The following is an 18506-nucleotide window of genomic DNA, read 5'->3' on the forward strand; positions in this document are numbered from 1 at the left end:
GCGACTCTCTGGCGGCAGACTTTCACAGGCGCCCATCACGAGAAGCGAGCGGACCTGAAAACGGTGACCACCGGCGAGAACGCAGTTACGGGCGAGGCGGGCAAGCGCTACGCGAAAGCCCTGTTCGAGCTGGCCGAAGAGGCCAAGGCGCTCGACGCCACAGAGACCGACGTGACCACGCTCGGCGAGGCGTTCGGCGAATCCGCCGATCTGCGCCGCGTCGCCTCCAGCCCGCTGTTCGGGCGCGAGGACAAGGCGAAGGCGCTCGAGGCGCTGGCCGACAGGCTCGGCCTGTCCGATCTGGTGAAGAAGTTCGTGGCGGTCATGGCGGCCAACGGGCGCGCCGGCGACCTGCCCGATGCGGTGCGGGCCTTCAAGGCCATGGCCGCGCGCCGTCGCGGAGCGACGGAAGCCGAGGTCACCAGCGCCGACAAGCTCACCGCCGCCCAGCTCAAGGAGCTGCAGGCGGCGTTGAAATCCGCCCTCGGCCACGATGTCGAGGTGCGCGCGGAAGTGAACCCTGAACTGATTGGCGGGCTGGTCGTGAAGGTCGGCTCGCGCATGTTCGACTCCTCCCTTCGTTCGAAGCTGGAGGGGATGCGAAACGCGATGAAAGAGGCTTGAGGCCATGGATATCCGGGCGGCGGAAATTTCCGCGATCCTCAAAGATCAAATCAAGAATTTCGGCGCCGAGGCGGAAGTCTCCGACGTCGGCACGGTGCTGTCGGTCGGTGACGGCATCGCGCGCATCCATGGCCTGGACGATGTCCGCGCCGGCGAGCTCGTCGAGTTCCCGGGCGGGATCAAGGGCATGGCGCTGAACCTGGAGCGCGACAATGTCGGCGTCGTGATCTTCGGCGACGACCGCGGCATCAAGGAAGGCGACACCGTCAAGCGCCTGGGCTCCATCGTCGACACCCCCGTCGGCAAGGGCCTGCTCGGCCGCGTCGTCAACGCGCTCGGCGAGCCGATCGACGGAAAGGGCCCGCTGAAGGACGTCGCGGAGAACCGCCGCGTCGACGTGAAGGCCCCCGGCATCCTGCCGCGCAAGTCGGTGCACGAGCCGATGGCCACGGGCATCAAGGCGATCGACTCCATGATCCCGGTCGGGCGCGGCCAGCGCGAGCTGATCATCGGCGACCGCCAGACCGGCAAGTCGGCGATCTGCATCGACACCATCCTGAACCAGAAGCAGGTCCACGAGTCCGGCGAGGAGAGCGAGAAGCTCTTCTGCATCTACGTCGCCGTCGGCCAGAAGCGCTCGACGGTGGCCCAGGTCGTCAAGACGCTGGAAGAGAACGGCGCGCTCGACTACACGATCGTGGTCGCCGCGACGGCCTCCGATCCCGCGCCCATGCAGTATCTCGCGCCGTTCACCGGCTGCGCCATGGGCGAGTGGTTCCGCGACAACGGCATGCATGCCCTGATCGTGTACGACGACCTGTCCAAGCAGGCCGTCGCCTACCGCCAGATGTCGCTCCTGCTGCGCCGCCCGCCGGGCCGCGAAGCCTATCCGGGCGACGTGTTCTACCTGCACTCGCGCCTGCTCGAGCGCGCCGCCAAGCTCAATGACGAGCACGGCGCGGGCTCGCTGACGGCGCTGCCGATCATCGAGACCCAGGCCAACGACGTGTCGGCCTACATCCCGACCAACGTGATCTCGATCACCGACGGCCAGATCTTCCTGGAAACCGACCTGTTCTACCAGGGCATCCGCCCGGCGGTGAACGTCGGCCTGTCGGTGAGCCGGGTGGGCTCGGCGGCCCAGACCAAGGCCACCAAGCAGGCCGCGGGCAAGATCAAGGGCGAGCTCGCCCAGTACCGGGAAATGGCCGCCTTCGCGCAGTTCGGCTCCGACCTCGATGCGGCGACCCAGCGCCTGCTGGCCCGCGGCGAGCGTCTGACCGAGCTTCTCAAGCAGCCGCAGTTCAGCCCGCTCTCGATGGAAGAGCAGGTCTGCGTCATGTATGCGGGCACGCGCGGCTTCCTCGACAAGCTGCCGGTGAAGTCCATCGGCCGCTACGAGGAGGAGCTGCTGCGCCACCTGCACGCGGAGAAGTCGAAGCTTCTGGAGACCATCCGCAAGGAGAAGAAGCTCTCCGACGACACCGAGGCGGAACTGAAGGCGACGCTCGAAGCCTTCACCAGCCACTTCGCGTAAGCGACGAGTAGGGAGACCGATCCCATGGCCGGCGTGAAGGCCTGGTACGAAAACCTGGAGCCGAAGGAGCGCAGCGCGGTCCTAGTGCTCGCCCTGATCGGAGCCGGCGTGCTCCTGTTCGTGGCGGGCACCCAGGTCGGCCAGGCCCTCGCGGCCTTCACCTAAGGGATTGGCAGCAGGAAGAGCCGATGGCCTCTCTGAAGGAACTGAAAAACCGGATCAACTCGGTCAAGTCGACCCAGAAGATCACCAAGGCCATGCAGATGGTCGCCGCAGCGAAGCTTCGCCGCGCGCAGGAGGCTGCCGAGAACGCGCGCCCCTATGCGGAGAAGATCGCCGCGGTGATGGCCAATCTGTCGGGCGCGATGACCGGCCCCGGCGCGCCGCGCATGCTGGTCGGCACCGGCAGGTCGGAGGTCTACTTCCTGGTCGTGGCGACCGCCGACCGGGGCCTGTGCGGCGGCTTCAACACCAATATCGTCCGCCTCGCCCGCGAGCGCATCACCGAGCTGGTCCGCGAGGGCAAGACGGTGAAGATCATGACCGTCGGCAAGAAGGGCTTCGAGCAGCTGAAGCGCCTGCACGCCGAGAAGATCGTGGAGCGCATCGAGCTGCGCGACGTGAAGCATGTCGATTCCAGCGTCGCCGGCCGCATCGGCGCGGCGATCCGCGCGCGCTTCGAGGCCGGCGAGTTCGATGTCTGCGAGGTCATCAGCTCGGAATTCGTCAACGTCATGACCCAGAAGCCGCAGCGCCAGACGCTGATCCCGGCGAGCGAGGCGATCGACGAGGACGTGGCGCGTCCCGACCTGAAGGGCGCGATCTACGATTACGAGCCGGACGAGGAGAGCATCCTCGAGACCCTGCTGCCGCGCTATGTCGACACCGTCATCCTGACCGCGCTGCTGGAGAACGGGGCCGGCGAGATGGGCGCGCGCATGGCCGCGATGGACAGCGCCACGCGCAATGCCGGCGAGCTGATCGACAAGCTCAATCTGGAATACAACCGCACCCGCCAGGCGAAGATCACGACCGAGCTGATCGAGATCATCGCGGGCGCCGAGGCGGTCTAGGTCAAGGTCAAGGGCGGCGCGCCGCCGAACAAGTTACGAGAGAGAGGCTAGGACGATGAGCAATCTCAAGGGCCGTATATCGCAGGTCACGGGCGCCGTCGTGGACGTCGAGTTCGAGGACGGCCTGCCGGCGATCCTGAACGCGCTCGTCACGATGAACGGCGATCAGAAGCTGGTTCTGGAAGTCGCCCAGCACCTCGGCGAGAACTCGGTCCGCACCATCGCGATGGACGCGACCGAGGGTCTGCAGCGGGGCAATGAAGTGACCGACACCGGCAGCCCGATCGAGGTTCCGGTCGGCCCCGGCACGCTCGGGCGCATCATGAACGTCACCGGCGACCCGATCGACGAGGCCGGCGACATCAAGTTCGACGCCAAGGCGCCGATCCACCGCCCGGCCCCGAGCTTCGAGGAGCAGGCGACCGAAGCGGAAATCCTGCCGACCGGCATCAAGGTCGTCGACCTGCTCTGCCCCTACGCCAAGGGCGGCAAGATCGGCCTGTTCGGCGGCGCCGGCGTCGGCAAGACGGTGCTGATCCAGGAACTGATCAACAACATCGCCAAGCTGTTCGGCGGCTACTCGGTGTTCGCCGGCGTCGGCGAGCGCACCCGCGAGGGCAACGATCTCTACTGGGAGATGATCGAGTCCGGCGTGAACAAGAACCCCAAGGAGCACGGCTCGGCGGAAGGCTCGCGCTGCGCCCTGGTGTTCGGCCAGATGAACGAGCCGCCGGGCGCGCGCGCCCGCGTCGCGCTCTCCGGTCTCGCCCAGGCGGAATACTTCCGCGACGAGGAAGGCAAGGACGTGCTGTTCTTCGTGGACAACATCTTCCGCTTCACCCAGGCCGGCGCCGAGGTGTCCGCGCTGCTGGGCCGCATCCCGTCCGCGGTGGGCTATCAGCCGACGCTCGCCACCGACATGGGTGCGCTGCAGGAGCGGATCACCTCCACCAAGAAGGGCTCGATCACGTCCGTGCAGGCCGTCTACGTGCCGGCCGACGACCTGACCGACCCGGCCCCGGCGACCACCTTCGCCCACCTCGACGCGACGACGGTGCTCAACCGCTCGATCGCCGAGAAGGGCATCTATCCGGCCGTGGACCCGCTGGACTCCACCTCGCGCATCCTCGAGCCGCGCATCGTCGGCGAGGAGCACTACAACACCGCCCGCCGCGTGCAGGAAATCCTCCAGCGCTACAAGGCGCTGCAGGACATCATCGCGATCCTCGGGATGGACGAGCTGTCCGAGGAGGACAAGCTGGTCGTGGCCCGCGCGCGCAAGATCGAGCGCTTCCTGTCGCAGCCCTTCGACGTCGCCGAGGTGTTCACCGGCTCGCCGGGCATCCAGGTGCCGGTCGAGGACACGGTCAAGGGCTTCAAGGCGATCTGCGACGGCGAGTACGACCACCTGCCCGAGCCGGCCTTCTACATGGTCGGCACGATCGAGGACGCGGTGAAGAAGGCCGAGCAGCTCGCGGCCGAGGCGGCGTAACGCGATGGGCGCCGGCGGCAAGGCTCCGGCGCTCACGCTCGCGGACTGCGTCCACGACGCGTGTCCGTGGTCCGGCGATCCGGTGAGCGCAGACGCGCTCACCGTCCATCGCGGGCCAGACGGAAAGACCCATGTGGTCGGGTTCTGCAATCCCGGCTGCCGGGACAAGTTCGAGGCGGCGACGGCGCAGTTCGATGCGGCGATCGCGGCCCAAGAGGGCAAGAGCCATGGCTGACAAGCTTCAATTCGATCTGGTCGCACCGGAGCAGCGCCTGTTCTCGGGCGCCGTGGACATGGTCGTGGTGCCCGGCACCGAAGGCGATTTCGGCGTCCTTCCGCAGCACGCGCCCTTCATGTCGACGATCCGCTCCGGCGCGATCGCGGTCCATGACGGCGGCCAGGTCACGCGCACCTTCATCCATGGCGGCTTCGCCGAGGTGACGCCGGAAGGCCTGACCATCCTCGCCGAAGAAGCCATCGACCTTTCCGAGGTCGATGCCGCCGAGATCCGCCAGAAGCTCCAGGACGCGCGCGAGGACCTCGCCGACGCGGCCGAGGAAGCCACGCGCGAGGAGGCCGCCGACGCGGTGACGAAATACGAGGCGCTGCTGGAAGCGCTGGGGCAGTAGCCGCCCACACCGGCACGCGATACAGGCCCCGCAGCCCCGCGCTGCGGGGCTTTTTCGTGGCTAGCCGAACACGTTCGGCGCATCGCGGCGAGCGCGGTGACGAGTTTGGAGACCGATCCGGCGCGCATGGGCGTGGCCCCGCTCGCGGCAAGCCCCGCCTCGCGGTCCGCAAGTGCGAAGCCGCGCGCGAAGATCGGCCCATCCCGGTCGCTGACCGCCACCGAGGCGCCGACCACGCCGTGCCCGGCCACGATCGCGGCGAGTTCCTCATCGAGCGCGGTGAAGTCGGCGGGGCTCTGCGCGACGGCAGGCGCGTGTGCGAGCGTGAACAGCGCGAGGAGCGCAAGCAGCCTTGACGTCATCTCGTCCCCCCGGATCGGCTCACCTCGGGGATGATCGCCGGGGCCCTCCTGGATGCAAGGCGGCCGTCTCAGGTCTCGCCGGCCCGCCTGGCAAACGTCGCGAACGCCGCCGCCACCGCCTCGTAGACCGGACGCTTCCAGGGGATGATCAGCTGCGGGGCGGCGTCCAGCGGCGCCCAGCGGAAGCTCTCGAACTCCTGCGGCGGAACGGCCGTGAGGTCAAAATCGGCGTCGCTGCCCAGGAAGCGGTAGGCGAACCAGCGCTGCTTCTGTCCGCGCCAGTTCTTGCGCTTCTGCCGCAGCACCTCGGGCGGGAAGTCGTAGGCGAGCCAGCCCTCGATCTCGCCGAGCTTCTCGACCATGGCCGGAGTGACGCCGGTCTCTTCGTAGAGCTCCCTCAAGGCGGCGCTTTCGGCGTCCTCGCCCTCGTCCATGCCCCCTTGCGGCCATTGCCAGACCCAGGGTCCGCGCGCGTCCTTGCGCCGGCCGAGCCAGGTCAGGCCCCCGGCGTCGAACAGGACGATGCCGGCATTGGGCCGGTAGAGGGAAAGGTCGCGGGGTGCGCGCGGATCGGCGGTCACGATTCCGGCTCGCTCGCCTGCGCATGGCGCACGCGCGAGACGAAGCTCGCCGGGGCGAGCTGATAGCCGCGGGCGGGCAGCGAGTTCGCCCAGTCGGCAAGGCTTTCCACCGTCGTGGGATAGGGCGAGCCGAGCCCCAGCGCCGTGCCGTTCTGCAGCGACAGCGCCTCCAGTTCCAGCAGGCGCTCGTCGATGGCCGCGGCCTCGGGATTGGCGTCCAGCAGGCGGTCGACGAGGGACAGGCGCGCCTCGCTCGCGGCCTGCGCCGCCTCCAGCACCGGGCGCCGGCCCGAGCCGTCGTGATAGACCGAGAGCCCGCGCGCCTCGAGGGCGGCGAGGACATGGCTCATCGCGCGCTCGCTCGCCCCGAGCCGGGCACCGAGATAGTTGATCACCCCGGTATAGCCGGCTGCGCGCGAGAGCAGCCAGTCGAGCCGGTGGGTGTTCTCGATCTCGCTGGCTTCGGCGAGCAGGGTGTGGGGACCGGGGTCGTTGTTGGGATAGTCGAACGGCTCCATGGGCAATTCGATCAGCACCTCGTGGCCGTCCGCGCGGGCGCGGTCCACCCAGGTCTGCAGATCGCGCGCATAGGGCACGAAGGCCAGCGTGATCTCGGCCGGCAGGACCTCGATCGCTTCCTGCGTCAGCGCGCGGTTGAGCCCCAGCCCGCCCACGACGATCGCGACGGTCGGGGCGGACGGATCGCCGTCGAAGGCCCTGGCATAGGCCGCATCGGGACGCCGGCCGTCCGGAGCGATGACCGGCAGGGGTCCGCCGGGGCCCGGCTCGTAGAGGCCCGCGAGCGGGGCCTGCGGCGCGCGCGAGGGCGTTGCGGCCTCGCTGACGGGCGGGTTGAGCGCGGCCTCGGTCTCGGTGACGCCGGGCAGGGCGATGTCCTCGGCCGGGGTCTCGGCGAAGACGGGTGCGGGCGCCTGCGCGACCTCGACCGCCTCGGCACCGTCCACCGCGAGCGCGGGCAGGCTGGCGCGTGCGCCGACCGGAGGCGGGCTCTGGGTATTCAGGAAGGCGAGCGCGCCGGCCACCGCGACGCACAGCGCGGCCGCGCCGGCGCCGGCGGTCAGCGGGGTGCGCAGGGGCGAGCTGGACTTGAACCGGGACATGGCGCGTGACGGGTTCCTGCGGCCCGAGGAATACGGGCCCGCAGTCTCGCCGGACCACGGTAAAGAAACGTTAACGAAGGCGCGCGCCGATCAGGCCGCGCCGTCCCGCCTTTCCTACTGCAGCTGCGCGGAGCGGGTTTCCAGCATGGAGCCGAGGATTTCCTTCGCCCGGTGGAGCTGGAAGTCCTCGTCCTCGGCCCAGTCCTCGGGCGGCTGCTCGATGTCCTCGAAGGCGATCTCCTCGCGCGCCGCGCCGTTCTCGTTGTCGAGCGCGTTCCTGAGGTCGGCCTCTGTGAAGCGCGGAGGCTGCTCCGGATCGAGCCGGCGGGCGGAGACCGCGATGTCGGGCAGGATGCCGGTCGCCTGGATCGAGCGTCCGGCCGGGGTGTAGTAGCGCGCCGTCGTCAGGCGCAGCGCGCCGTCGCGCCCGCCGCGCAGCGGCACGATGGTCTGCATCGATCCCTTGCCGAAGCTCGTCATGCCGACGACCGTCGCGCGCTGGCGGTCCTGCAGTGCGCCGGTGACGATCTCCGACGCGCTCGCCGAGCCGCCATTGATCAGAACCACGATCGGCGCGCCATTCAGCATGTCGCCCGGCCGGGCGTTGTAGCGCTGGGTGTTGCGCGGATCGCGCCCGCGCGTGGACACGACCTCGCCTCCGTCGAGGAACAGGTCGGACAGCGTCACCGACTCCTCGAGAAGGCCGCCCGGATTGGAGCGCAGGTCCAGGATGAGACCGGGCAGGCGCCCGCCCATCGCCGCGCTCATGTCCTCGATCGCCTCGACGGCGCGTTCGGTCGTGTGTTCGTTGAAGGTGGTCACCCTGAGATAGGGCAGGCTCTCGTCCTCGATGCGGTAGACGACCGGGTTCACCTCGATGATGTCGCGGACCAGGGTGACGTCGAAGGCGTCCTGGCCCTCGCGCCCGATGGTCAGCGTCACCGGCTCGCCCTCGGGGCCGCGAATGCGCTCGACCGCCTCGCTCGTCGTCGCGCCGATGAGGGATTCCCCTTCCACGGCGAGGATCCGGTCGCCGGACTCCAGGCCGGCGCGCTCGGCCGGGGTGTCGGCGATCGGCGAGACGATGGTGATGAGGTCGTCGCGCACGGTGATCTCCATGCCGAGACCGCCATATTCCCCGCTGGTGGAGACCTGCATGTCCTGGAAGTCGTCCGGGTCGAGATAGCTCGAATGGGGATCGAGCGAGCTCAGCATGCCCTCGATCGCGGCCTCGATGAGCTCGGCCTTGTCCGGGTCGGTGACGTAGTCGGCCTCGATCCGGCTGAGGACGTCGCCGAACAGTTCCAGCTGGCGGAAGGTTTCCTCGCGCCGGTCGTCGCCTTCCGCGGAGACGGCCAGGGCTGCGGCGCCGATGCCGAAGATCACGGCCGAAGCGATGATGTGCAAGCGCATGTGTCGTCCTGTCTCGTGCGGGGCCGGTTTTCTAGCCCCTGCGAAATTCGGGCCGAAGCCAGGTTTCCGGGTTCTCCGGCTGCTCGGTGCTTCTCAAGATACCAAAATAGAGCCTCGGGGCGGGGTTTTCACGGTCCGGCATCGCTCCGATCGGCTCACCTGTCAGTACCGACTGTCCTTCAGTGGCATAAAGTGCGGCCATGCCGCCAATCACGAGCGTGTAACCGTCCGCCGTGTTGATCAGCAGTACGCCCTCCAGCGCCTGGAAGTTTCCGGCATAAACCACCACTCCGTCAAACGGGGCGACCACCTGGGCGCGCGGACGGGTCTCGAACCAGACCCCGTCGCGGCGCTGACCGTCGCGTCCGGGCTCGCGAAATCCGGTGACGAGCGTGCCCAGCGCGGGCGGACGCAGCTCGCCGTGCGCATCGGCAAAACGCAGGCCCTCGAACTCGTCCGACAGCGGCACCGCGGCCAGCAGCACGCCCTCCGATTCCCGCTCCGGGCGCAGGCGGGGCACGGGAATCCCGTCAGGCGCCACCGGCGGTTCCAGCCGGCGCGGATTGAGCCGCGGCTCGGCAGCGGCGAAGCGGCGGATCTCGGCGAGCAGGTCTTCGAGCGATTGCGCACGGGCGGCGATCTCGGCGGCGCGCCGGGAGAGGTCTTCCGACTCCGCGCGCAGCCGGCGCTCGGCGTCGCGCTTCTCGGCGATCAGGCTCTCGACTTCGGCACGCGTCGCCGCGAGCGCCTCCTCGGCCTCCTCGACGCGGCCGGCCTGGGCCTGCAGCTCGATCCTGAGGGCCGCGAGCGCTTCGAGGCGCACGCGCACGGAGTTGGCGCGGGCCTCCAGCTCGGGCGCGATGTGGGCGAGAAGACCCGCCGCGCGCGCCGCCTCGGCGGCATCCTCAGGGGTCACCGCGAGGGCGGGCGGGGAACTCGTCTCGATGCGCTGCAGGGCGGCGAGCACGCGCGCGAGGCTCTCGCGCTCGCCCGCCAGCGCGGTCTCGAGCTGCTCCTCCTCGATCTCCAGGGCGGCCAGGCGCGCATCGGCCTCGCCCGCTGCGGCCTCGCGCGTGCGCACGCGGTCGGCGGCCTCGACGAGGCGGGCCTGCAGCGCCGCGATCTCGGCGGCGAGCGCGTCGGCGCGCGCCTCGCGCTCCTCGGCCGCCTCCCGCGCGGCCTCGGCCTCGCGCGACAGCGCCTCGATCCGCTCGGGATCGGGCGTCTCGGCTTCCTGCAGGGCCAGGGCGAGGATGAGGGCGGCAAGGCTCAAGGCTTGGTCCTAGTCGCGGTGATAGGGCGTCCCGGCCAGAAGCGAAACCGCCCGGTAGATCTGTTCGGCGAGCATGACCCTGACGAGCTTGTGGGGCCAGACCATGGCGCCGAAGGACACAAGCTGCGTACCGGCGGGAAGGAGGCTGCGCTCCATTCCGTCGGCGCCGCCGATCAGGAAGACCGCCTCGCGCACCCCGTCGTCACGCGCACGGCCCAGGAGGCTGGCAAATTGCGGGGAGGTGAGGGCCTTGCCGCGCTCGTCGAGCGCGATGACGAGCGTCCCGGGGACGAGGCCGGCGAGGAGCGCCTCGGTCTCCGCCCGCTTGCCGGAAAGGGCGCGGTTGTCGATCTCGCGCTCGCCGATCTCGCCGAGACCGAGGCTGCGCCCGATGGCGCCGGCGCGCGTCAGGTACTCGTCGACGAGCGCACGTTCCGGCCCCGCCTTCAGGCGGGAAATGGCGCGAAGCTCCAGGCGCAAGGACGCCTCAGCTCACCGCGGAGACCGACCACATCTTTTCGAGGTCGTAGAAGGACCGGACCTCGGGGCGGAAGATGTGCAGCACCACGTCCCCGGCATCGATCAGCACCCAGTCGCAGGTCTTCAGACCCTCGACCTTGGCCGCGCCGTGACCCTCGTCCTTCAGCCTGCGAAGGACGTGGTCGGCGATCGCGCCGACATGGCGGTTGGACCGCCCGCTGGCGACGATCATGATGTCGGTGACGGAGGATTTGCCGTCGAGATCGATGGCCACGATCTCTTCGGCCTTGTCGTCTTCGAGAACGGAGAGGATCAGCTCCTCGAGTTCCCGGGTCCGCGACGCGACGTTCGCGGAGGTGTTGGCGGCGGCCTTGGCGGCCGTTTCGGCCTTGCGGCCTTGTGCGTTGATGGACAGCGTCAGCGCTCCCTTGAGAAAACAATCAACGAGAGCGACCCTATCACGGTTTGCGCCCGCATTCGAGCCAGTGAATGGAGTAGGGGACGGCCTCGTGCACCCAGGCCGTCTTCGGAGCGAAGCCGGCGCGCGCGGCGAGGTCCTGGAACCCCCTCACCGTGAACTTGTGGGAGTTCTCGGTGTGGATCGTTTCGCTCTCACGCATGTTGAAATGGTGTCCCGCGACCTCGAATTCCATATCCCTCAGGGCCACGAGATACATCTCCACGCGGGAGCGGTAGGGATTCCAGAAGGCCCGGTAAGTGAAGCCGGACGCATCGAGCGTGCCGGAGAGTTCGCGGTTGATCCGCTCGATCAGGTTGAAGTTGAAATCCGCCGTCGCGCCCTCGGCGTCGTCATAGGCCGCCTCCAGCACGGACCCGGGCTTCCTCAGATCGACACCGATCATGAGCGCGTCGCCCTCGCGCAGCCAGCCGCGCAGCGTCTTCAGGAGATTGAGGGCATCGACCAGCTCGAAATTGCCGATCGTCGAACCGGGGAAGAATACGACACGCCGGCCCTCGGGCAGTGGCAGGGCGTCGAGATCGATGTCCTGCGTGAAGTCGTGGCAGACCGCCCCGATGACGAGATCGGGATGGTCGGGGGCGAGTTCGGCGACCGAGGCGCGCACGTGCTCGCCGGAAATGTCCATCCCGACGAAGGCGGCCGGAGCGTCGAGGGCATCGATCAGCTTCCTGATCTTCACGCTCGACCCCGCGCCGGGCTCGAGCACGACGGCCTGCGGCCCGGCCAGCGCGCGCACCTGCGGCGCGATCCGGTCCATCAGCGCAAGCTCGGTGCGGGTGACGTAGTATTCGGGCAGGTGCGTGATCCGGTCGAAGATCTCCGAGCCCGTCTGGTCGTAGAAATATTTCGGCGGGATCGCCTTCTGAGGCTTGGCGAGGCCCGCCAGCACATCGGCCCGGAAGTCCGACAGGGAGGGTTTCAGGTCGATGAAGAAGGCCAGCTCGCCGCTCGCCGCGTCGGAACGGGTCATGTCATTCATCCAGAACTTGCTTCAGGCAGGCTTCAGGGGGATGCAGGACGGGCGCCGTGCGCACGCAGGGCGCGCGAGGACTCCCCGTGTAGTGGAGCCGTGAGATAAGTCCAGCACGGCGGCAGGCAAGAGGGAAGGGCGGCCGCGCGCGATTGCGGCAGGCGATGGCGGGAAAGCGTCCGGGCGGCGCGCGACAGGCGCGCGCGGATCGGGTCGGTCGGCCGGGCGATCACCGCGATGGGAACGCGCGCCGCGATCGTCTGCCAGTCCTTCCAGCGGTGGAAACCCGCCAGGCTGTCCGCGCCCATGATCCAGACGAAGCGCACACCGGGATGGGCCGCGGTGAGACGGGCGACGAGATCGGCGGTGTAGCGAACGCCGAGCCGGGCCTCGATGTCGGTGACGACCATGCGCGGCGCGCGCGCGGCGGCCTCCACCGCACGCAAACGCCGGGCGAGATCGCCCGGTGCGTGCGGCTTCAGCGGGTTTTGCGGCGAGACGATCCACCAGACGCGATCGAGCGCGAGGCGCTTCAGGGCCGTGCGCGCGACATGCAGGTGGCCGGCATGGACGGGATCGAAGCTCCCGCCGAACAGGCCCACCCGCATGCCGGGCGTCAGCACTTCCGAACGCAGCGCGCCGGCGGTCATCCGCGGATCTGTCCCTCTCCGTGCACGACATACTTGTTCGTGGTCAGCTGCGCCGCGCCGACCGGTCCGCGCGCGTGCAGGCGTCCCGTGGCGATGCCGATCTCGCCGCCATAGCCGAACTCGCCGCCATCGGAGAAGGCCGAGCTCGCATTGTGCATGATCACCGCCGCGTCGATGCCGGAGATCATGCGCTGCGCCGTCGTCTCGTCCTCGGTCACGATCACCTCGGTATGGCCCGAGCCGTGGCGGGCGATATGGTCCATCGCCGCATCGGCGCCGTCGACCACGCGCACCGACAGGATGGCGTCGAGATACTCGGTGTCCCAGTCCTCCTCGCTCGCGGCGTTCATGGACGGCACGATGGAGCGCGCCGCCTCGTCGCCGCGCAGCTCGCAGCCCTTCTCTTCCAGCGCCCGGGCGAGACGGGGAAGCAGGTCGCTCGCGCAGGCGCGGTCGATCAGCAGGGTCTCGGCGGCATTGCACACGCCGGTGCGGCGCATCTTGGAATCCAGCACGATGTCGATCGCCTTCCTCGCATCGGCGCGCGCATCGACATAGACATGGCAGATGCCGTCGAGATGGGACAGCACCGGCACCTTGGCGTGCTCGCGCACGTGGGCGATGAGCGGCTTGCCGCCGCGCGGGATGACGAGATCGGCCCCGCCCTCGTCGAGGGCGAGGAGCGCCGTCACCCAGCCCCGGCCGGCATCGGGCGGGGTCTGCACCGTGCCCTCGGGCAATCCGGCCTCGGCGAGGCCCGTCCTGACCGCCTTGACGATCTCTTGCGTCGTGCCGGCCGCTTCGGACCCGCCGCGCAGGATGACGCCATTGCCCGCGCGCACGCACAGAGCCGCGGCGTCGGCAGCCACGTTGGGACGGCTCTCGAAGATCACGCCGATGACGCCGAGCGGGATGGAGACCTCCGCGATCTCGAGCCCGTTCGGACGCGTCCAGCGGCGCTTTTCCACGCCGACCGGATCGTCCTGCTCGGCGATCGTGGCGACGCCGTCGGCGACCGCGTTCAGGCGTTCCTCGTCGAGCGTCAGCCGGTCGGCGAAGGCCTTGTCGGCGCCCTTTTGCCTCGCCGCTTCGACTTCCCGGGCGTTGGCCGCGAGGATGTCGGCGGAGGCCGCGCGGATGGCCTGCGCCATGGCCTTCAGCGCCCGCGTGCGGCCCTCCTCGCCTGCGGCCTGGAGCGCGGCGGCTCCGGCGCGGGCTTCGGCGCACATGCGGGCCATGTCGGTCATGTAATCCATTATCTCGATACCTCTTCGGTCTGCTTCACTTTGGGGTCGTCCAGAACAAGGTCGGCGGCCGGCACCGTGGCGTAGCCGCGCTTGTAGCCGAGGGCGTCTTCGATCTGGTCGGACTGCAGTCCGCAGATCACCCTGAGCTCGTCGCTGTCGTATCCGGGCAGGGCGGTGGCGAATTCCTCGCCGTCATGGTCGACGAGGCGGATGGCGTGGCCGCGCCCGAAGCGCCCCTCCACCTCGGTTATGCCGGCGGCGAACAGGGAATGGCCCTGCTTGACCGCCCTGGTGGCACCCTCGTCGAGAAAGAGCCGGCCCTCGTGGGCGAGCGAGTTGGCGATCCAGACCCGCTTGGCGCTCTCCGGCGAGACGTCGGCCTCGAACCAGGTCGCGCGCGCGCCGTCCAGGAGGGCCGTGATCGGCTGCTCGCGGTCGCCGCGCGTGATCACCGTCGAGCAACCCGCCGCCATCGCCATTTCCGCAGCGGCGATCTTGGTCGCCATGCCGCCGGTGCCGGCGGTCTCCGCCCGCGTCGGGCCGGCGAGCGCGGTGATGTCCCCGGTCACCTGCTTCACGTAGGGGATGTGCTTCGCGTCCGGATTGGTCGTCGGGTCGCTGTCGTAGAGCCCGTCGACATCGGACAGGATCACCAGGAGGTCAGCCGAGACCAGCTGGGCGACGCGCGCGGCGAGGCGATCGTTGTCGCCGTAGCGCAGCTTCTCGGTCGCGACCGTGTCGTTCTCGTTGACCACCGGCACGGCGCCGAGCGCCAGCAGGGTCTCCAGCGTGTTGCGCGAGTTCAGCCAGCGCCGCCGGCTCTCTGTGTCCGACGGGGACAGCAGGGCCTGCGCGGCATGGAAGCCGTGCTTGGAGAATTCCTGGTCCCAGGTCTGGATGATGACCGGCTGGCCGGCGGCCGCGGCGGCCTGCTTCTCGTCCAGGCGCAGCTTCGAGCTCGCAGGCAGGTTCAGGCGCGGCCGGCCGAGCGCGACCGAGCCGGAAGATACCAGCACGACCTCCACGCCACGCGCCCTCAGCGCGGCGATTTCGCAGCCGAGTGCGTAGAAGCGGCCCATATGGGCCTGTCCGGTACGATCGTCGATGAGCTGCTGCGAGCCGATCTTGATGACGATGCGGCGGGCCTCCCTCAGGATCGAGGCGTAATCGGTCATGGAGTCCAGCTGTCCTTGATGTCTTCTGCTTCTGCGTCTTCTTCAACGGCGGGCGGGGTGCGGTGGGCCTTCACCGCGGTCCAGATCTCTCCCAGCAGCGGGCGGACGTTCTCGCCCGTCACCCCGGAAATGCGGTGCACCTTCTTGCCGGTCTCGGCCGCGAGCGCGGCGGCGTGGGCCTCCAGCGTCTCGGAGTCGACGGCGTCGATCTTGTTCAGCGCGACGATCTCCGGCTTCTCGTCCAGTCCCGCGCCGTAGGCGGCAAGCTCGGTCCGCACGATGCGGTAGGCCGCAAGGGGGTCCTCCTGCGTCGCGTCGACGAGATGGACCAGCGTCGCGCAGCGCTCGACATGGCCGAGGAAGCGGTCGCCGATCCCCGCGCCCTCGTGGGCGCCCTCGATGAGGCCGGGAATGTCGGCGAGCACGTAGCGCGAGCCGGCACCGAGATCGACCACGCCGAGATTGGGATGCAGCGTCGTGAACGGATAGGCCGCGATCTTCGGATTGGCCCGGCTCGCCGCGGCCAGGAAGGTCGACTTGCCCGCGTTGGGCAGCCCGATCAGGCCGGCATCGGCGATGATCTTCAGCCTGAGCCAGATCCAGCGTTCCTCGCCCTCCTCGCCGGGCTGGGCGAAGCGCGGCGCCTGGTGGGTGGAGGACTTGAAATGGGCATTGCCCTTGCCGCCGCGCCCGCCGCGCGCCAGCAGGACGCGTTCGCCGACACGGGTCAGGTCGGCGAGGACGTCCTCGTTCTCCTCGTCGAGGATCTGGGTGCCGACCGGCACTTTGAGCACCACGTCGGGCGCATCCGCACCCGCGCGCATCTTGCCGGCCCCGCCTCCGCCGCGGGCGGCCTTGAAGTGCTGCTGGTAGCGGAAGTCGATGAGCGTGTTGAGCCCGTCCGCGGCCTCGGCCCAGACATCGCCGCCCTTGCCGCCGTCGCCGCCGTCGGGGCCGCCGTATTCGACATATTTTTCGCGCCGGAAGGAGACCGCGCCCGAGCCGCCATGGCCGGATTTCACGAATACCTTCGCCTGATCGAGGAATTTCATCTCACGTCATCCAGATTGGGTCGCGGCCTTATAGACCCGGTTCATGCCGCAAGGCCATGCGCCGGCAGGGTGCGCTTGCGAGCCGGCCGAGCGAGAAGGCCCTCACCGTCTCGCCGGTGTGAACGAAGCCGAGCTTCTCCAGCACCCGGCCCGAGGCCGGATTGTCTTCGAAATAGCCGGCGGTGATGGTTTCGATCCCCCGCGTCTTCGCCTCTGCGAGCAGGGCCTGTCCGGCCCGCGTCGCCACGCCTGCGCCCCAGGCGAAGGGCGCGATCCAGTAGCCGAACTCGAACGCGCCGTCGCGGCGGGGATGAAGCCCGGCGAGCCCGAGGCGCCGCCCGCTCGCGGTCTCGACCAGGCGCACGATGTCGCCCCGGGTGTGCTCGCGCGCCCGCATCGAGAGGATGAAGCCCTCCGCCGCAAGCACGGGCTGGGGGCTCGGGATCAGGGCGCACATGCGCGCGACCTCCGGCCGTCCGGCCTCGCGGGCGATGAAGCCCGCATCGTCGAGACAGACCCGACGTAGGGTCAGATCCCCCGTTTTCAACTCGTTTTGCTGCGATGCAGCATAAGCTGCACTGTGATCGTCCGCCATGATCTGTCCCCGAGGCGGTGGCGGGGGAGAGCCGCCGGTCAAGCAAAAGGGGAGACGGCGATCCGTCTCCCCTTTGAAATCCCGTGTCGAGCTCGAGTTTTCCGGATCGCCCCCTGGTCAGGCGGGCGATCGGTTCTCCGTCGCCCTATTCAGCCGCTTCGGCAAGCGGGTTGACCGAGACATAGGTGCGGTCGTTCTGCTTCTTGGTGAAGCTCACCCGGCCTTCGGTCAGCGCGAACAGCGTGTGGTCCTTGCCCATGCCGACATTGTCGCCGGCGAAGTACTTGGTGCCGCGCTGGCGCACGATGATGTTGCCCGGAATGACTTCCTGGCCGCCGAATTTCTTGACGCCGAGGCGCCGGCCGATCGAGTCGCGGCCGTTACGGGACGAACCGCCTGCCTTCTTGTGAGCCATGATCTGCTCTCCTTATCCGTTCTTCGACCGGCTTACTTGCCGGCGAGGCCCTTGGCCTCGTTGATCCAGTCGCCTTTTTCGGCCTTCGCCTTGAGGCCGGAGATCTCGGCGTCGAGCCGGTCGAGATCCGCCTCGGTCCAGGACGCGATCTGGGCATAGCTCGTCACGCCGGCCTCGATCAGCTTCTGCTCCAGCGCCGGACCGATGCCGGTCAGGGCCTTAAGGTCGTCGCCGGCGGCGGCCTTCTTCGAGGCGGCCGGGGTCGGGGCCGACTTCTCGGCGGTCTTGGCGGCGGGCTCGGCCTTCTCGGCCTTCGGCTTGGCGCTCGCCTTGGTCTTCGGCTTGGCGCCGGGCATCACGATCTCGGAGATCGAGACGACGGCCTGCCACTGCCGGTGACCCTTGGTGCGGCGATAGTTCTGGCGGCGGCGCTTCTTGAAGACGAGGACCTTCTTGCCCTTGCGCACGTCGACGAGCTCGCCCATCACCTGGGCGCCCTCGACGGTGGGGCTGCCGACGGTCACGCCGTCTTCCCCGCCGAGCATGAGGACCTCGTCGAACGCGACCGTGTCACCGGCCTCGCCCTCGAGCTTCTCGATCACCAGCTTGTCGCCTTCGGCAACGCGGTACTGCTTGCCGCCGGTCTTGATCACCGCGTACATCGTATCTGTCCTTTTCCTCGATCCCGTGCGAAGCGCGTCTTGCGCCCACCGGGGTCCTTTTTCTTCGCCGCTTGTGGTTCAAGGCCGGCGTTGTCAAAACGAGACGCGGCCCGTGTCCGAAGGCACGGGCGCGCGGGAGCGGGCATTTAGACTCGAACACACCCGCGGGTCAATTGCCCGGTGCTGAAAAGGCCTTCGAGAACTCCCGGCCGCGGCGGGCGCAGGCCGGAGGTCGCTCAGCTCGGGCCGCGGCTCTGGGACGGCAGGACGACATTCGTGTCTTCCTGGCGGTGCTCGATGAAGCGCTGGGCCGACTCTTCCATCTCCGCCCACTCCTCATGCGTCAGGCAGACGCGCCGGGTCTGGCGGCTTCCGGTGATGATGACGTTGTCGCAGCGCACGCGCTCGCCATCGGAATTCACGCCCGTGGCCTGTCCTGCGTCGACCAGCGCCTGGCGGTCGGTCTGGCTGGCGCAGGCGCCCACCAGGAGCAGCGTACCTGCGGCCAAGGCCGCGCTTGCCATGAAGTTCATTCCTCTCTCTCCCCTTTTTCTCTGCGCGCGGTGCAAGGCGCTTACCGGCTCTGACATCTGGGGATTTTGGCGTACGGGTGAGCGCAAGGCAACAACTTTCGGGTTCTCGCGCCGGGCGGGCATGGCGGACGGGAACAGGCG

At 69.0% G+C, this 18506-nt stretch carries 22 protein-coding genes and 1 pseudogene; 7 read left to right on the forward strand and 16 right to left on the reverse strand.

What is annotated here, in order from left to right; genetic code table 11:
• Positions 1-63 precede the first annotated feature (63 nt).
• Genes JW792_RS13325 through JW792_RS13355 form a run of 7 tightly spaced genes read left to right on the forward strand, consistent with a single transcriptional unit; the run spans position 64 to position 5355 of the window.
• Entirely contained in the window at positions 64-624 is a 561-nt protein-coding gene (locus tag JW792_RS13325; protein WP_135995371.1) for a F0F1 ATP synthase subunit delta, read from the forward strand.
• A 4-nt stretch (positions 625-628) separates the two neighbouring features.
• Entirely contained in the window at positions 629-2161 is a 1533-nt protein-coding gene (gene atpA, locus JW792_RS13330) for a F0F1 ATP synthase subunit alpha (protein ID WP_135995370.1), read from the forward strand.
• A gap of 24 nt (positions 2162-2185) precedes the next feature.
• Positions 2186-2326 (forward strand): hypothetical protein, encoded by a 141-nt coding sequence (locus JW792_RS13335; protein ID WP_158291566.1) that lies wholly within the window; start codon positions 2186-2188, stop codon positions 2324-2326.
• Positions 2327-2349: 23 nt separating this feature from the next.
• Positions 2350-3234: a F0F1 ATP synthase subunit gamma gene (locus JW792_RS13340; protein ID WP_135995369.1), complete on the forward strand. Its 885-nt coding sequence runs from the start codon at positions 2350-2352 to the stop codon at positions 3232-3234.
• Between the two features lie 55 nt (positions 3235-3289).
• On the forward strand, positions 3290-4726 hold the full coding sequence (atpD, locus tag JW792_RS13345) for a F0F1 ATP synthase subunit beta (RefSeq protein WP_135995368.1): 1437 nt from the start codon (positions 3290-3292) through the stop codon (positions 4724-4726).
• 4 nt (positions 4727-4730) lie between these two features.
• Positions 4731-4961, forward strand: a complete 231-nt coding sequence (locus JW792_RS13350; RefSeq protein WP_135995367.1) for a glutathione S-transferase — start codon at positions 4731-4733, stop codon at positions 4959-4961.
• Entirely contained in the window at positions 4954-5355 is a 402-nt protein-coding gene (locus JW792_RS13355; protein WP_135995366.1) for a F0F1 ATP synthase subunit epsilon, read from the forward strand. The genes JW792_RS13350 and JW792_RS13355 overlap by 8 nt, the downstream gene beginning before the upstream one ends.
• Positions 5356-5492: 137 nt before the next feature.
• Here the strand turns inward: JW792_RS13355 and JW792_RS17255 are convergent.
• The 16 genes and pseudogenes from JW792_RS17255 to JW792_RS13435 form a co-directional block, all read right to left on the reverse strand.
• Positions 5493-5606 (reverse strand): annotated as a pseudogene (locus tag JW792_RS17255) (hypothetical protein); the annotation flags it as partial.
• 179 nt (positions 5607-5785) lie between these two features.
• Positions 5786-6298 (reverse strand): RNA pyrophosphohydrolase, encoded by a 513-nt coding sequence (locus JW792_RS13365; protein ID WP_135995365.1) that lies wholly within the window; start codon positions 6296-6298, stop codon positions 5786-5788.
• The gene (locus tag JW792_RS13370) at positions 6295-7419 is read right to left on the reverse strand and encodes a divergent polysaccharide deacetylase family protein (protein WP_135995364.1); all 1125 of its coding nucleotides are present in this window, start codon (positions 7417-7419) and stop codon (positions 6295-6297) included. The genes JW792_RS13365 and JW792_RS13370 overlap by 4 nt, the downstream gene beginning before the upstream one ends.
• Before the next feature lie 114 nt (positions 7420-7533).
• A complete protein-coding gene (locus JW792_RS13375) occupies positions 7534-8832 on the reverse strand; it encodes a S41 family peptidase (protein ID WP_135995363.1) in 1299 nt (432 codons plus the stop codon).
• A 31-nt stretch (positions 8833-8863) separates the two neighbouring features.
• Positions 8864-10105, reverse strand: coding sequence for a murein hydrolase activator EnvC family protein (locus JW792_RS13380; RefSeq protein ID WP_135995362.1), 1242 nt, complete (start codon positions 10103-10105; stop codon positions 8864-8866).
• 9 nt (positions 10106-10114) lie between these two features.
• On the reverse strand, positions 10115-10585 hold the full coding sequence (rlmH, locus tag JW792_RS13385; RefSeq protein ID WP_135995361.1) for a 23S rRNA (pseudouridine(1915)-N(3))-methyltransferase RlmH: 471 nt from the start codon (positions 10583-10585) through the stop codon (positions 10115-10117).
• A 7-nt stretch (positions 10586-10592) separates the two neighbouring features.
• On the reverse strand, positions 10593-11006 hold the full coding sequence (gene rsfS / locus JW792_RS13390) for a ribosome silencing factor (RefSeq protein WP_135995360.1): 414 nt from the start codon (positions 11004-11006) through the stop codon (positions 10593-10595).
• Between the two features lie 37 nt (positions 11007-11043).
• A complete protein-coding gene (egtD, locus tag JW792_RS13395) occupies positions 11044-12036 on the reverse strand; it encodes an L-histidine N(alpha)-methyltransferase (protein ID WP_241094978.1) in 993 nt (330 codons plus the stop codon).
• A gap of 32 nt (positions 12037-12068) precedes the next feature.
• Entirely contained in the window at positions 12069-12686 is a 618-nt protein-coding gene (locus JW792_RS13400; RefSeq protein ID WP_135995358.1) for a nicotinate-nucleotide adenylyltransferase, read from the reverse strand.
• Positions 12683-13942: a glutamate-5-semialdehyde dehydrogenase gene (locus tag JW792_RS13405; RefSeq protein WP_135995357.1), complete on the reverse strand. Its 1260-nt coding sequence runs from the start codon at positions 13940-13942 to the stop codon at positions 12683-12685. The genes JW792_RS13400 and JW792_RS13405 overlap by 4 nt, the downstream gene beginning before the upstream one ends.
• Positions 13942-15108 carry a glutamate 5-kinase gene (gene proB, locus JW792_RS13410; protein WP_135995356.1) on the reverse strand — a complete coding sequence of 389 codons (1167 nt, stop codon included), beginning with the start codon at positions 15106-15108 and terminating at the stop codon, positions 13942-13944. Before proB ends, JW792_RS13405 begins: the two co-directional genes overlap by 1 nt.
• A complete protein-coding gene (obgE, locus tag JW792_RS13415) occupies positions 15105-16160 on the reverse strand; it encodes a GTPase ObgE (RefSeq protein ID WP_135995355.1) in 1056 nt (351 codons plus the stop codon). The genes proB and obgE overlap by 4 nt, the downstream gene beginning before the upstream one ends.
• A gap of 28 nt (positions 16161-16188) precedes the next feature.
• Positions 16189-16707, reverse strand: a complete 519-nt coding sequence (locus tag JW792_RS13420) for a GNAT family N-acetyltransferase (protein WP_158291565.1) — start codon at positions 16705-16707, stop codon at positions 16189-16191.
• Positions 16708-16900: 193 nt separating this feature from the next.
• A complete protein-coding gene (rpmA, locus tag JW792_RS13425) occupies positions 16901-17170 on the reverse strand; it encodes a 50S ribosomal protein L27 (protein ID WP_135995353.1) in 270 nt (89 codons plus the stop codon).
• A 32-nt stretch (positions 17171-17202) separates the two neighbouring features.
• Positions 17203-17832 (reverse strand): 50S ribosomal protein L21, encoded by a 630-nt coding sequence (locus JW792_RS13430; RefSeq protein WP_135995352.1) that lies wholly within the window; start codon positions 17830-17832, stop codon positions 17203-17205.
• Positions 17833-18068: 236 nt separating this feature from the next.
• Entirely contained in the window at positions 18069-18365 is a 297-nt protein-coding gene (locus JW792_RS13435; RefSeq protein WP_135995351.1) for a hypothetical protein, read from the reverse strand.
• Positions 18366-18506 lie beyond the last annotated feature (141 nt).

The organism is Marinicauda algicola, from assembly GCF_017161425.1.
GTDB lineage: Bacteria > Pseudomonadota > Alphaproteobacteria > Caulobacterales > Maricaulaceae > Marinicauda > Marinicauda algicola.